13 protein-coding genes are annotated in these 13,209 nt (G+C 73.9%); 6 read left to right on the forward strand and 7 right to left on the reverse strand.

The features are described from left to right. Positions 1–144: 144 nt before the first annotated feature. The 3 genes from HLV61_RS07005 (at position 145) to ilvC (ending at position 3,721) form a co-directional block, all read left to right on the forward strand. Entirely contained in the window at positions 145–2,013 is a 1,869-nt protein-coding gene (locus tag HLV61_RS07005; RefSeq protein WP_369253682.1) for an acetolactate synthase large subunit, read from the forward strand. 83 nt (positions 2,014–2,096) lie between these two features. Further along, positions 2,097–2,624, forward strand: a complete 528-nt coding sequence (gene ilvN, locus HLV61_RS07010; RefSeq protein WP_369253684.1) for an acetolactate synthase small subunit — start codon at positions 2,097–2,099, stop codon at positions 2,622–2,624. Between the two features lie 68 nt (positions 2,625–2,692). Next, on the forward strand, positions 2,693–3,721 hold the full coding sequence (ilvC, locus tag HLV61_RS07015; RefSeq protein WP_369253686.1) for a ketol-acid reductoisomerase: 1,029 nt from the start codon (positions 2,693–2,695) through the stop codon (positions 3,719–3,721). Positions 3,722–3,787: 66 nt separating this feature from the next. Here the strand turns inward: ilvC and HLV61_RS07020 are convergent, their stop codons facing one another. From HLV61_RS07020 to HLV61_RS07030, 3 genes are all read right to left on the reverse strand, one after another. Next, positions 3,788–4,357: a hypothetical protein gene (locus tag HLV61_RS07020; RefSeq protein WP_369253688.1), complete on the reverse strand. Its 570-nt coding sequence runs from the start codon at positions 4,355–4,357 to the stop codon at positions 3,788–3,790. 108 nt (positions 4,358–4,465) lie between these two features. After that, positions 4,466–4,879 (reverse strand): hypothetical protein, encoded by a 414-nt coding sequence (locus HLV61_RS07025; RefSeq protein WP_369253690.1) that lies wholly within the window; start codon positions 4,877–4,879, stop codon positions 4,466–4,468. 37 nt (positions 4,880–4,916) lie between these two features. Further along, positions 4,917–5,768, reverse strand: a complete 852-nt coding sequence (locus HLV61_RS07030; RefSeq protein WP_369253692.1) for a hypothetical protein — start codon at positions 5,766–5,768, stop codon at positions 4,917–4,919. Between the two features lie 194 nt (positions 5,769–5,962). Here HLV61_RS07030 and serA point away from each other — a divergent pair, with 194 nt between their 5' ends. The 3 genes from serA (at position 5,963) to cimA (ending at position 10,407) form a co-directional block, all read left to right on the forward strand. Then, positions 5,963–7,564 carry a phosphoglycerate dehydrogenase gene (gene serA, locus HLV61_RS07035; RefSeq protein ID WP_369253694.1) on the forward strand — a complete coding sequence of 534 codons (1,602 nt, stop codon included), beginning with the start codon at positions 5,963–5,965 and terminating at the stop codon, positions 7,562–7,564. A 15-nt stretch (positions 7,565–7,579) separates the two neighbouring features. After that, entirely contained in the window at positions 7,580–8,602 is a 1,023-nt protein-coding gene (locus tag HLV61_RS07040; RefSeq protein ID WP_369253696.1) for a 3-isopropylmalate dehydrogenase, read from the forward strand. Between the two features lie 197 nt (positions 8,603–8,799). Beyond that, positions 8,800–10,407 (forward strand): citramalate synthase, encoded by a 1,608-nt coding sequence (cimA, locus tag HLV61_RS07045; RefSeq protein WP_369253698.1) that lies wholly within the window; start codon positions 8,800–8,802, stop codon positions 10,405–10,407. 131 nt (positions 10,408–10,538) lie between these two features. On the opposite strand, the gene HLV61_RS07050 is transcribed toward cimA, so the two are convergent. The 4 genes from HLV61_RS07050 to HLV61_RS07065 form a co-directional block, all read right to left on the reverse strand. Then, on the reverse strand, positions 10,539–10,934 hold the full coding sequence (locus HLV61_RS07050) for a hypothetical protein (protein ID WP_369253700.1): 396 nt from the start codon (positions 10,932–10,934) through the stop codon (positions 10,539–10,541). An 82-nt stretch (positions 10,935–11,016) separates the two neighbouring features. Further along, on the reverse strand, positions 11,017–11,670 hold the full coding sequence (locus HLV61_RS07055; RefSeq protein ID WP_369253702.1) for a response regulator: 654 nt from the start codon (positions 11,668–11,670) through the stop codon (positions 11,017–11,019). Next, the gene (locus tag HLV61_RS07060) at positions 11,667–12,803 is read right to left on the reverse strand and encodes a sensor histidine kinase (protein ID WP_369253704.1); all 1,137 of its coding nucleotides are present in this window, start codon (positions 12,801–12,803) and stop codon (positions 11,667–11,669) included. The genes HLV61_RS07055 and HLV61_RS07060 overlap by 4 nt, the downstream gene beginning before the upstream one ends. Positions 12,804–12,850: 47 nt before the next feature. Beyond that, on the reverse strand, positions 12,851–13,180 hold the full coding sequence (locus HLV61_RS07065; RefSeq protein WP_369253706.1) for a putative quinol monooxygenase: 330 nt from the start codon (positions 13,178–13,180) through the stop codon (positions 12,851–12,853). Between the last annotated feature and the right edge of the window lie 29 nt (positions 13,181–13,209).

Below are 13,209 nucleotides of genomic sequence, written 5' to 3' on the forward strand. Positions count from 1 at the left end.
TCTGTGCCCTCGGCACGAGGGGTTTTTTGTTGGCACGAGGCCCGGGGCGGGGCCGGCCCGGCGGATCGCCGGGACACCCCCGCGCCCGCAGCAGACACCCGAACCGCACGTCCGCCCGCTCGTCCGGCCCAGGAGACGCCCCGCATGACCACCACCCCGAGCGAGTCCGCCACCCGAGAGGCCGCAGCCGCCCTCACCGGCGTCGAGACGACGGCCCGCTCCATCGCCGAGTCCGCCGCCCAGCCCGCGACCGGCATCACCGGCGCGCAGAGCCTGGTCCGCTCGCTCGAGGCCGTGGGTGTCGAGGTGGTCTTCGGCATCCCCGGCGGGGCGATCCTCCCGGCCTACGACCCGCTGTTCGACTCGCACGTCCGGCACGTCCTCGTCCGGCACGAGCAGGGCGCCGGGCACGCGGCCACCGGGTACGCGCAGGCCACCGGCCGGGTCGGCGTCTGCATGGCCACCTCCGGCCCGGGCGCGACCAACCTGGTCACCCCGATCGCCGACGCGTACATGGACTCGGTCCCGATCGTCGCCATCACCGGGCAGGTGCCCAGCAGGGCGATCGGCACCGACGCGTTCCAGGAGGCCGACATCCGCGGCATCACGATGCCGATCACCAAGCACAACTTCCTGGTCACCGACGCCGCGGAGATCCCGCAGCGGATCGCCGAGGCGTTCCACCTGGCCGCCACCGGCCGTCCCGGCCCGGTCCTGGTCGACATCCCCAAGGACGTCCTGCAGGCCACCACCGACTTCTCCTGGCCGCCGCGCATGGACCTGCCCGGCTACAAGCCGACCACCCGCCCGCACGGCAAGCAGGTGCGCGAGGCCGCGTCGATGATCGCCGGCGCGCGCCGTCCGGTCCTCTACGTGGGCGGCGGCGTGCTCAAGGCCGGCGCCACCGAGGAGCTCGCCGAGCTGGCCGCGCTCACCGGCGCGCCCGTCGTCACCACCCTGATGGCCCGCGGTGCGTTCCCCGACAGCTCGCCGCAGCACCTGGGCATGCCCGGGATGCACGGCACCGTCGCCGCGGTCACCGCGCTGCAGAAGTCCGACGTCCTCGTCGCGCTCGGCGCCCGCTTCGACGACCGGGTCACCGGCGAGCTGTCGACCTTCGCTCCCGGCGCGCAGGTGGTGCACGCCGACATCGACCCCGCCGAGATCGGCAAGAACCGCCGGGCCGACGTGCCGATCGTCGGTGACGCCAAGGAGACGATCGCCGAGCTGGTGACCGCGCTGCGGGCCGAGCACGCCGCCGGCCGCACGCCGGACCTCACCGCCTGGTGGGCCCAGCTCGACGACTGGCGCACGCGCTACCCGCTGGGTTACGACCAGCCGGAGGACGGCGCGCTGTCGCCGCAGTACGTCATCGAGCGGATCGGCGCGATCGCCGGCCCGGACGCGATCTACACCTCCGGCGTCGGCCAGCACCAGATGTGGGCCGCGCAGTTCATCGCGTACGAGAAGCCGGGCACCTGGCTCAACAGCGGCGGCGCCGGGACGATGGGCTACGCCGTCCCGGCGGCCATGGGCGCCAAGTACGGCCGCCCGGACGCCACCGTCTGGGCCATCGACGGCGACGGCTGCTTCCAGATGACCAACCAGGAGCTGGCCACCTGCGCCATCGAGGGCATCCCGATCAAGGTCGCCGTCATCAACAACGGCAACCTCGGCATGGTCCGGCAGTGGCAGACCCTCTTCTACGGGGGCCGGTACTCCAACACCCGCCTGCACGCCCAGCAACCCGACGGGGCGCCGAAGCCGGTGCGCATCCCCGACTTCGTCGCCCTGGCCGAGGCCCTCGGCTGCGTGGGGCTGCGCTGCGAGGCCGGGGACGACGTCGACGCCGTCATCCAGAAGGCGATGGCGATCACCGACGCCCCGGTGGTCATCGACTTCGTCGTCGGCGCCGACGCCCAGGTGTGGCCGATGGTCGCCGCCGGCTCGAGCAACGACGACATCCTGGCCGCGCGCGACCTGCGCCCGGTCTTCGGCGACAACCAGGTGTAAGGACCCCGTTCCTCCTCGCCGCTCGCACGCGGCGGGCCCCTGGAACGGGGCCGGACGACGAATCGGAAGCAGGTTCCTCCCAGATGACCCGCCACACCCTGTCGGTCCTGGTCGAGAACAAGTCGGGTGTCCTCGCCCGCGTCTCGGCGCTGTTCAGCCGGCGCGCCTTCAACATCGAGTCGCTGGCCGTCGGGCCGACCGAGAACCCCGACCTCTCGCGCATGACGATCGTCGTCGACGCGGAGTCCGCACCGCTGGAGCAGGTGACCAAGCAGCTGAACAAGCTGGTCGAGGTCATCAAGATCGTCGAGCTGGACGGCGGCGCCGCGGTCCAGCGCGAGCTGCTGCTGGTCAAGGTGCGCGCGTCGATGACCGAGCGCACCACCGTGCTGCAGACCGCCGAGCTGTTCCGCGCCCGCGTGGTCGACGTCAACACCGACACCGTGACCCTCGAGGCCACCGGCACCCCCGACAAGCTGCAGGCCCTGCTCGCCGTCCTCGCCCCGCTGGGGATCAAGGAGATGGCGCAGTCGGGCACCGTCGCCCTCGGCCGGGGTCCGCGCTCGATGAGCGGCGCCGGTACCTTGCGCCCGGTCGACCGCAGCGCCTGAGAGGCCCGAACCCCCACCCCTCCGACCTTTATCGCGATAAAGGCACCACACCGAAGGAGCACCACCGCATGGCCGCCGAGATCTTCTACGACGACGACGCCGACCTGTCGATCATCCAGGGGCGCACCGTCGCCGTCATCGGCTACGGCAGCCAGGGGCACGCGCACGCCCTCTCGCTGCGCGACTCGGGGGTCGACGTCCGCGTCGGCCTGCCCGAGGGCAGCAAGAGCCGGGCGAAGGCCGAGGCCGAGGGCCTGCGGGTGGTGACGCCGTCGGAGGCCGCCGCCGAGGCCGACCTGGTCATGGTCCTGGCGCCCGACCACGTGCAGCGGACGCTCTACACCGAGTCGATCGAGCCCAACCTGCAGGACGGCGACGCGCTGTTCTTCGGCCACGGCTTCAACATCCGGTTCGGGTACGTCAAGCCCCCGGCCGGCGTCGACGTGGCGATGGTCGCCCCGAAGGGTCCCGGCCACCTCGTGCGCCGCGAGTTCGAGAACGGCAAGGGCGTGCCCTGCCTGGTCGCCGTCGAGCAGGACGCCAGCGGCTCCGCGCTGCAGCTGGCCCTGTCCTACGCCAAGGCCATCGGCGGCTCGCGTGCCGGCGTCATCAGGACGACGTTCGCCGAGGAGACCGAGACCGACCTGTTCGGCGAGCAGGCCGTCCTCTGCGGCGGCGCGAGCGCGCTGATCACCGCCGGGTTCGAGACGCTGACCGAGGCCGGGTACCAGCCCGAGGTCGCCTACTTCGAGTGCCTGCACGAGCTCAAGCTGATCGTCGACCTCATGTACGAGGGCGGCATCGCCAAGCAGCGCTGGTCGGTGTCCGACACCGCCGAGTACGGCGACTACACCTCCGGCCCGAAGATCATCGACGCCCGCGTCAAGCAGTCGATGCAGGAGGTCCTCGCCGCGATCAAGGACGGCTCGTGGGCCGCGGCCTTCATCGCCGACCAGGACGCCGGCGCCCCCGACTTCAGGCGCCGCCGCGCCGAGGCCGAGGCGCACCCGATCGAGGAGACCGGCCGCCGGCTGCGCGGCCTGATGAGCTGGGTGTCGGCCTCCGACGACTACACCGGCACCGCCGCCCGCTCCTAGTCCACCCACGCGAACGGCCCCCGCTGCCTGCTCGCAGCGGGGGCCGTCCTGCGTCGGTGCGGGAGGTCAGTAGGACTGACCCCGGGCCGCGAAGTACTGCTTGGACGCCGGCTGCACCAGCAGGGCGATCACGATGCCCGGGAGGATGAAGCCGAGGACGCCGTTGAACGCCGACCCGCCGCTCGAGGCGAGGGAGACGACCAGCGAGATGACGTTGATGGCGATCGCCACGTAGGAGATGACGAGCAGCAGCTTCGGCGGCCGTCCGTTCAGCACGGAGATGCCGCCCACGAGCAGGCCGACCGACAGCGCCGTGCTCAGCAGGAGGACCAGACCGAGCAGCCCGGAGATGGCGAAGGCCACGCCCAGCGCGAGCAGCCCGAAGAGGGTGCCCAGGCCGCCCCAGACGATGCCGATGACCGCCGCTGCGGTCACGGTGCCCGGTCGCCGCCCGGCCGGGGCGCCACCGCCGTAGGGGGACGGGCCGCCGAAGCCGCCGCCGTAGGGCGCCGGTCCGGGGCCCTGCTGTCCATGGGGCAGTCCATGGGGCTGTCCGTACGGCTGGCCGTAGGGCTGCTGCTGACCGTGGGGCTGACCGCCCTGCGGGGTGTCCTTGTCGAAGCTGGGGCTGGTCATGCTCTGGTTTCCTCCTGGACTGGCGGGCGCCCGGTCGGCGGACCCTACGTGCACGCAGACGCCCGTGGGGGTCTGCCGGAGTCGGCGGACCCCCACGGGTGAACGCGGTCATCCGCCGCGGGGTGCCCGGTGCGTGGCGAGGAACGTCCTGGCCGCCGGCCGGTTGACCAGCACGACGATGCCCGCCCCGGTCAGGAGCAGCACGACCGACCAGAGGCTCAGCTGGCCCTGTCCGAGCGCCGCGACGATCCCCAGCGCGGCGAGGACGGCGATCACCGCCCCGCCGGCCACCAGCATCCGGCCGCTCCTGCCGGCCAGGGCCTGCACGGCACCCCAGACGCACAGGACGGCGATGCCCAGGTAGACGATCCCGATGATCCCGAGGACCAGGTCGAGCCGGGCCGCCGCCAGCAGGGCCACCGCGTACATGAGGGCGTAGAGGCCGAGCAGGAGGCCGCACATCGCCGCGGCGAGCAACGGGAGCGGCCGCGGCGCCCGCCGGCCTCCGGGCCCGGGCGGCACCGGAGGCTCCGCACCGGGTCCGGGACCGCCGGACACGTCAGCGGCCGCGGCGTGCGCGGTGCGCGGCGAAGAACGCGGCGGCCGGCTTCATCGCCAGCAGGACGACGATCGCCAGCGCGGCCAGGAAGAACAGCAGGCTGGTGATGATCCCGCCCGCACCGGCGGTGTCGGCGTCGGACAGGTTGCCGATCAGGCCGATCAGGGTGAACGCCAGGGCGATCGAGCCGCCGACCAGCAGCATCACCCGGCTGCGCCCGCTGAGCGCCCACACCGAGCCCCAGATCATGACGACGGTCCAGACGAGCACGAGCAGGCCGACCACGAGGATCACGCCGCCCACGGCACCGGCGACGGCGCCGAACCCGGGGATCTCGTCGTCGATGTCGCTGCCGGCTCCGCTGGCCACCGCGCCGGCGAAGATCAGCAGCAGGCTGACCAGGACGCCGATCGCGCCGAAGACGAAGCCGAGCACGGCCGCCGTCACGACGCCGCCGGGCTTGGCCGGGACACCGCCCTGCCCGTACTGCCCGTACTGGCCGTAGGGCTGGGGCTGGCCGTACCCCTGCTGGCCGTAGCCCTGCTGGCCGTAGGGCTGCTGGCCGTAGGGCTCGGTCTGGCCGTAGCCCTGCTGGCCGTACTGCTGCTGGCCGTAGGGCTGGGCGTACCCCTGCTGGCCGTACCCCTGCTGGCCGGAGCCCTGCTGGCCGGAGCCCTGCTGGCCGGAGCCCTGCTGGCCGTAGGGCTGCTGGCCGTAGGGCTCGGTCTGGCCGTAGCCCTGCTGGCCGTACTGCTGCCCCTGCCCCTGCTCCTGCTGGCCGTACTGCGGGTCCGAGGGCTGACCCTGGCCGGAGGCCGAGGCCCCGCCCTGGTCCTTGCCGAAGTCAGTCATGGTTCTCCCTAGCGGGCGCCCCCTGGTGCGGCGCGTCGCGCGCCAGGATGCGGGCGCGGTCCGGCACGGGCAAGCAGCCCACCCCCGCCGGGGCGGGACTGTGACCTCTGGTGCACGCCGTTCTCCCGCCGTGACCGGGCCCCGAGCGGCGCGGGGGCGGGAACAGCCCGCCGCGTCGCTGCGCTGTGGACCCCGTGACCGAGACCGCGCCCGTCGTCCTGATCGCCGAGGAACTCGCCCCCAGCGTCCTGGAGGTCCTGGGCACCGACGTCGAGATCCGCACCGTCGACGGCGCCGACCGGTCCGCGCTGCTGCCCGCCCTGGCCGACGCGGCCGCGGTCATGATCCGCAGCGCCACCCGGATCGACGCCGAGGCCCTCGCCGCGGCGCCCAACCTGACGGTGGTCGCCCGCGCCGGCATCGGCCTGGACAACGTCGACGTCGCCGCCGCCACCGAGCGCGGCGTCATGGTGGTCAACGCCCCGACGTCGAACGTCGTCAGCGCCGCCGAGCACGCCGTCGCCCTGCTGCTGGCCGCCGCGCGCCAGATCCCCGCCGCCGACGCGTCGCTGCGCGAGGGCGCCTGGAAGCGGTCGCAGTTCATGGGCGTCGAGGTCACCGACAAGGTGGTCGGCGTGGTCGGCCTCGGCCGCATCGGCCAGCTGGTGGCCCAGCGCCTGGCCGCGTTCGGCACCACGCTGATCGCCCACGACCCCTACATCCAGCCCGGCCGCGCCGCGCAGCTCGGGGTGCGGATGGTGTCGCTCGAGGAACTGCTCCGCGAGGCGGACTTCATCACCGTCCACCTGCCGAAGACGCCCGAGACGCTGGGGCTGATCGGCGCCGACGAGCTGGCGACCACCAAGCGCGGCGTGATCGTCGTCAACGCCGCCCGCGGCGGGCTGGTCGACGAGGCCGCCCTGGCCGACGCGCTGCGGTCGGGGCAGGTCGGCGCCGCCGGCATCGACGTCTTCGCCACGGAGCCCACCACCGACAGCCCGCTGTTCGGGCTGCCCAACACCGTCGTCACCCCGCACCTGGGCGCCTCGACGACGGAGGCGCAGGACAAGGCGGGCACCGCCGTCGCCCACTCGGTCCGGCTCGCGCTGCAGGGGGAGTTCGTGCCCGACGCGGTCAACGTCCAGGCCGGCGGCATCGTCGCCGAGGACGTGCGGCCCGGGCTGCCGCTGGCCGAGGAGCTGGGCACGGTGTTCACCGCCGTCGCCGGGGGACTGGCCCAGTCGGTCACCGTCGACGTGCGCGGCAAGCTCGCCGAGTTCGACGCCTCGGTCCTGCAGCTGGCGGTGCTCAAGGGCGTGTTCTCCGACGTCGTCGAGGAGCAGGTCACCTACGTCAACGCGCCGCTGCTGGCCGCGCAGCGCGGGCTGGAGGTGGCGCTCACCAGCGACGTCGAGAGCCCCGACTACCGCAACCTGGTCCGGGTGCACGGCGTCATGGCCGACGGCCGCGAGGTCGCCGTCTCCGGGACGCTGTTCGGCAAGAACCAGGTGCCCAAGCTGGTCGAGGTCGACGGCTTCGACATGGACCTCGACCTGTCGGGCCACCTGCTGTTCTTCGTCTACACCGACCGCCCGGGCGTGGTCGGCACGGTCGGCGCGGCCCTGGGGGAGGCCGACGTCAACATCGCCGGGGCGCAGGTCAGCCGCACCACCCGCGGCGGCGAGGCGCTCATGGCGGTGACCGTCGACAGCCCCGTCGGCGCCGACCTGCTGGCCGACATCGCCGGCCGGATCGGCGCGCGCGAGGCCCGCTCGGCCGACCTCGACCCGCGCTGACCTAGGGTCCTCGCCATGCGCCTGGCTGTGATCGCGGGAGACGGCATCGGCCCCGAGGTGGTCGCCGAGGGCCTGAAGGTCCTCCGGTCCGTCGCCCCCGACCTGGAGACGACGGACTACGACCTGGGCGCGACCCGGTGGCAGCGGACCGGCGAGCTGCTGCCCGACTCGGTGCTCGACGAGCTGCGCGGGCACGACGCGATCCTGCTCGGCGCGATCGGCGACCCGGGCGTGCCGCCGGGGATCCTCGAGCGCGGGCTGCTGCTGCGGCTGCGCTTCGAGCTCGACCACCACGTCAACCTGCGGCCGGCCAAGCTCTACGACGGCGTCCGCAGCCCGCTGGCCGAGCCCGGCGGCATCGACATGCTCTGCGTCCGCGAGGGCACCGAGGGCCCCTACGTGGGCAACGGCGGCGTGCTGCGCCGCGACACGCCGCACGAGATCGCCACCGAGGTCAGCCTCAACACCGCCTTCGGCGTGGAGCGGGTCGTCCGTTACGCCTTCGAGCGGGCCCAGACGCGGCCGCGCCGGCACCTGACGCTGATCCACAAGACGAACGTGCTCACCCACGCCGGCTCGCTGTGGTCGCGGACGGTGGAGGAGGTGGGCGCCGAGTTCCCCGAGGTCACCGTGGCCTACCAGCACGTGGACGCCGCGTCGATGTTCTTCATCACCGACCCGGGCCGCTACGACGTCATCGTCACCGACAACCTCTTCGGCGACATCGTCACCGACGTCGCCGCCGCGGTGACCGGCGGCATCGGGCTGGCCGCCAGCGGCAACCTCGACGTCTCGGGGACCAACCCGAGCATGTTCGAGCCGGTGCACGGCTCGGCGCCCGACATCGCCGGCCAGGGCGTCGCCGACCCGACGGCGACCGTCCTCTCGGTGGGCCTGCTGCTCGAGCACCTCGGCTCCGCCGACCTCGCGCGCAAGGTCAACGCCGCCGTCGCCTTCGACCTGTCGACCCGCGAGCCGCAGGCGCAGGTCCGCACCGCCGAGGTCGGCGACCGCCTCGCCGCCCTCGCCGGCGGCTGAACCGGCGGACTCCCCTCCTCGGCGGCGCGGCGGAGGCTCGGCCGGGCCCGGGGCTACACTCGCCGCGATGCACCTGTCCGGCACGATCATCATCGCCTAGCGCGCGGTCAGCACCCCCGACCGCGCGCAGACCTCCCGTTCCCGGGGGGTCTTCTTCGTGTCAGGGCCTGATCGCCGTCGAACCCCCGGGAGCACCCGTGGCCACCGACAGCACCGCCACCCCCGCCGTGGACTTCCACGTCTTCGACACCACGCTGCGCGACGGCGCCCAGCGCGAGGGGATCAGCTTCTCCGTCGCCGACAAGCTGGCCACGGCGAGGCTGCTCGACGAGATCGGCGTCGGCTACATCGAGGGCGGCTGGCCCGGGGCGCTGCCCAAGGACACCGAGTTCTTCGCCCGCGCCCGCACCGAGCTCAAGCTGCGGCACGCCGTGCTCGTCGCCTTCGGCGCCACCCGCAAGGCCGGCGTCCGCGTCGAGGACGACCCGCAGGTGCGCGCGCTGCTCGACGCCGAGACGCCGGTGGTCTGCCTGGTCGCGAAGTCCGACGTCCGCCACGTGCGGGACGCGCTGCGCACCACGCTCGAGGAGAACCTCGCGATGGTCGCCGACACCGTCGCCTTCCTCGTGGCCCAGGGCCGGCGGGTGTTCGTCGACTGCGAGCACTTCTTCGACGGGTACGCCGCCGACCCCGACTACGGCGTGCAGGTGCTGCGCGCCGCCTTCGGGGCCGGCGCGGAGGTCGGCGTCCTGTGCGACACCAACGGCGGCATGCTGCCGATGGGCGTGGCCCGGGTGGTCGCCGACGTCCGCTCGCGGGTCGAGGGCCGCCTCGGCATCCACTGCCAGGACGACACCGGGTGCGCCGTCGCCAACTCGCTGGCCGCCGTGGAGGCCGGCGTCACCCACGTGCAGGGCACCGCCAACGGCTACGGCGAGCGGGCCGGCAACGCCGACACCTTCGCGCTGGTGGCCAACCTGGTCACCAAGATGGGCCTGCCCGTCGTGCCGCCCGGGTGCCTGGCCGAGCTGCAGCGGGTCAGCCACGCGATCGCCGAGCTGGCCAACATCGCCCCCGACGACCACCAGCCCTACGTCGGGACGTCCGCGTTCGCGCACAAGGCCGGCCTGCACGCCAGCGCGATCAAGGTCAGCCCGGAGCTCTACAACCACCTCGACCCGGCCGTCGTCGGCAACGACATGCGCATCCTGGTCACCGAGATGGCCGGCCGCGCCTCGGTCGAGCTCAAGGGCCGCGAGCTCGGCGTCGACCTCGACGGGCACGCCGACGTCGTCGGCACCGTCGTCGACCGGGTCAAGGTCCTCGAGGCCGACGGCTGGTCGTTCGAGGCCGCCGACGCCTCCTTCGAGCTGCTGCTGCGCGCGCAGCTGCCCGGCGCCCCCGCCCCGCTGTTCGAGCTGGAGAGCTACCGGACGACGGTCGAGCACTGGGGCAACGGCGTCGTCGTCAGCGAGGCGACGGTCAAGATCCACGTGCGCAACGACGACGGGACGGTCGAGCGGATCATCAGCACCGGCGAGGGCAACGGCCCGGTCAACGCCCTGGACAACGCGCTGCGCCAGGCGCTGGTCAGCCGGCACCCGGAGCTCGCCGACGTCTCGCTGGCCGACTACAAGGTCCGGATCCTCGGCTGGAAGGGCGGCACCAGCGCCACCACGCGGGTGCTCATCGACACCACCGACGGGGTGGGGGAGTGGACCACGGTCGGCGTCCACGACAACATCGTCGAGGCCTCCTGGCACGCGCTGGTCGACGCCCTCACCTACGCCGTCCGCCACCGCTGAGACGACCGTCGGCTCCGCCGACGGGTGGACCGGTCGCGGGGCCCGGAGGGTCCCCGACCGGGACACGGGCAGCGGCTCGACGCAGCTCGGGACGGCACCTGGCCGCGGTGTCGGCCGGTAGGCCGACGATGTCAGTGGTTCGCGTACTCGTCGAGGCGCCACCACATGGCCAGGGCCATGGCCGGGAGCATCAGGACGTGGCCCGCCGTCATGAGCAGGTCCCCGGACACCGCGCCCAGCCAGAACGGCACGAGCAGGACGGCGAACGGCACGTACATCGCCGCCGACATCTCCGCGATCGCCGGCCACGAGTGGCGGCGGAACCGCATCCAGGCGGCCATCCCGATCGCCATGTCGGTGGCCATCACCAGCGCGGCGACGTCGGTGCGGTCGTCGAGCCCGGGCCAGAGGTACCCGTGCACCGGGCCGAGCACCATCATCCCGGCGAGCATCGCGACCACCATCTCCAGGTAGTGGCGCACCAGGTGCCACGTGCGCCGGGTCCGGGTGTCCTGCGTCGTCGTCATGGCGCAGAGCGTCGGGGGCGGCGGCGTCCCCGCCAGGTGCCGGAGGTCACGGTCGCCGGTCACGGACCGGGGGTGACCACCCTCAGACCAGGTCGAGCGCGCGGGCGCGCAGCGCCGCCTGCGTGCGGTCCCGGGCGCCGAGCTTGCCCAGCACGCTGGTCACGTGGTTCTTGACCGTGCCCTCGGCGAGGAACAGCGCGGCCGCGATCTCCCGGTTGCTGCGGCCGTCGGCGAGCAACCGGAGGACGTCGAGCTCGCGCTCGGACAGCGGCACGACCAGGGGCTGCGGCCGCTCGCGCGGACCGTCGTCGAGCTGGGCGAAGCGGGCCACCACCTTCGCCGCCACCGAGGGCTGCAGCACCGACTCGTCGCGGGCCGCCGAGAGCACCGCCTCGACCAGGCGGTCGGAGGAGACGTCCTTGAGCAGGTAGCCCAGCGCCCCGGCGCGCAGCGCGGCGAAGACGTCCTCGTCGTCGTCGAAGGTGGTCAGGGCCAGCACGCGGACGCCGGGCTGCTCCACGCGCAGCCGCCGGGTGGCACCGATCCCGTCGAGGACCGGCATGTGCAGGTCCATGAGCACGACGTCGGGACGCAGCGCCGCCGACCGGTCCAGCGCCTGGTGCCCGTCGGCCGCCTCGCCGACCACCTCGACCTCGGGCCGTGCGCCCAGCAGCGTGACCAGCGCCTCCCGGAACAGCGCCTGGTCGTCGACGACGAGCACCCGCACGGCGCTCACCCGGGCACCTCGACGAGCAGCTCGGTGCCCGAACCCGGCGCCGGCCCCACGGTCACGCGCCCGCCCACGCGCGCCGCCCGCTCGCGCAGGCCGAGCAGACCGAAGGACCGCCGGTCGCCGTCGAGGGGACCGCGGAGGTCGTCGCCGTCGGGGGAGAGGCCGCGGCCGTCGTCGCGGACGGCCAGCCGCACGGTGCCGTCCCCGCCGTAGGCCAGCGTCACCCGCGCGCACGTGGCACCGGCGTGCTTGCGGACGTTGGTCAGCCCCTCCTGCGCCGACCGGAACAGCGACTCCTCGGCCTCCTGCGGCAGCGGGCGCTCGGGGCCGGTCACCTCGAGCGTCGCGTCCAGGCCCGCGGCCGCCGCCTCGCCGGTCAGCGTCTGCAGGGCGGCCCGCAGCGGCGGTCGGGCGACCGGGGCGCGCAGCGTGGCCACCGACCGGCGGACCTCGGCCAGCGCCTCGCTCGCCTGGTGCTGTGCCTTGGCCAGGACGGCGTCGGCGCGGGCGGGGTCGGTGGGCAGCACCGCGCGGGCGGCCTGCACCTGCATCTGGACGACGGTGAGGTGGTGGCCCAGGCCGTCGTGGATGTCGCGCGCCAGCCGGTTGCGCTCACGCGTGGTCGCCAGCTCCGCGGCCTGCGCGGCGTACCCGCGCAGCAGCTCGTTGGCCTCGGCGAGCTCGGCCCGCGCGCGCTGCGCCTGCTGCAGCAGGGCGGTGACGACGGCGGTGAACACCGCGGCGCCGAGCAGGCCCAGCGCGTTGCGGGCGAAGTCGGCCCACCCCATGCCCAGGTGCACCAGCGGCACGACCGCCGTCACGCCCGCGGCGGCCGGCAGCGGGAGCAGCAGCACGCACTGGCTGACCAGCACCAGCAGCAGCAGGGTGGCGCCGACACCGGCGTGCGCCGCCCCGAACAGCAGCACGCCGAGGGGGAGCTGCAGGCACACGTGCGCGGCCGTGAGCCAGTACCGGCGCGGGACCGGCTGCCGGGGCAGCCACCACAGCGCGGCCAGGGCGTGTGCCGCGTACGTCGTCCCGAGGGCGATCGCGAGCAGCGGGTGCGGGTCGTCGGTGGCCTCGGCGGCCACGGTGAGCAGCGCGAGGCCGGTCATCACCGCCAGGACGCGGGTCACCGGCTCACTGTCCCGCCGGGCCGGTCGGCCGGTCAACGGCCCGCGGCTCAGCGCCGCGGCCGCACCTCGCCCATCGGGCCGAAGCCGCTGACGTCGGGGGTGTCGACGTAGACGATCTGCGGCTGCTCGGCGACCAGGTCCGACATCCAGTCGAAGGCGGCCTTCGCGTGCGGGGTGGCCACGTGCGAGGCGCCGGCGTCGGAGTCCCGGAAGCCCTCGATGCAGACGAACGTGTTCGGGTCCAGGACGCTGCGGGACCACTCGAAGAACAGGCTGCCCTCCTCGGCGTTCACCGCCGCGGCGTACTCGTCGGCCTTGGCGCGGAACTCGTCGATCGCGTCGGGCCGGACGGGGAACTTGATGACGATCAGGATCACGGCAACTCCTCGGGGGCTCGGTCGGTGGC

Origin of the sequence: Geodermatophilus amargosae (genome assembly GCF_041028265.1) — a bacterium.
In the GTDB taxonomy this organism is placed as follows: Bacteria; Actinomycetota; Actinomycetes; order Mycobacteriales; family Geodermatophilaceae; genus Geodermatophilus; species Geodermatophilus amargosae_A.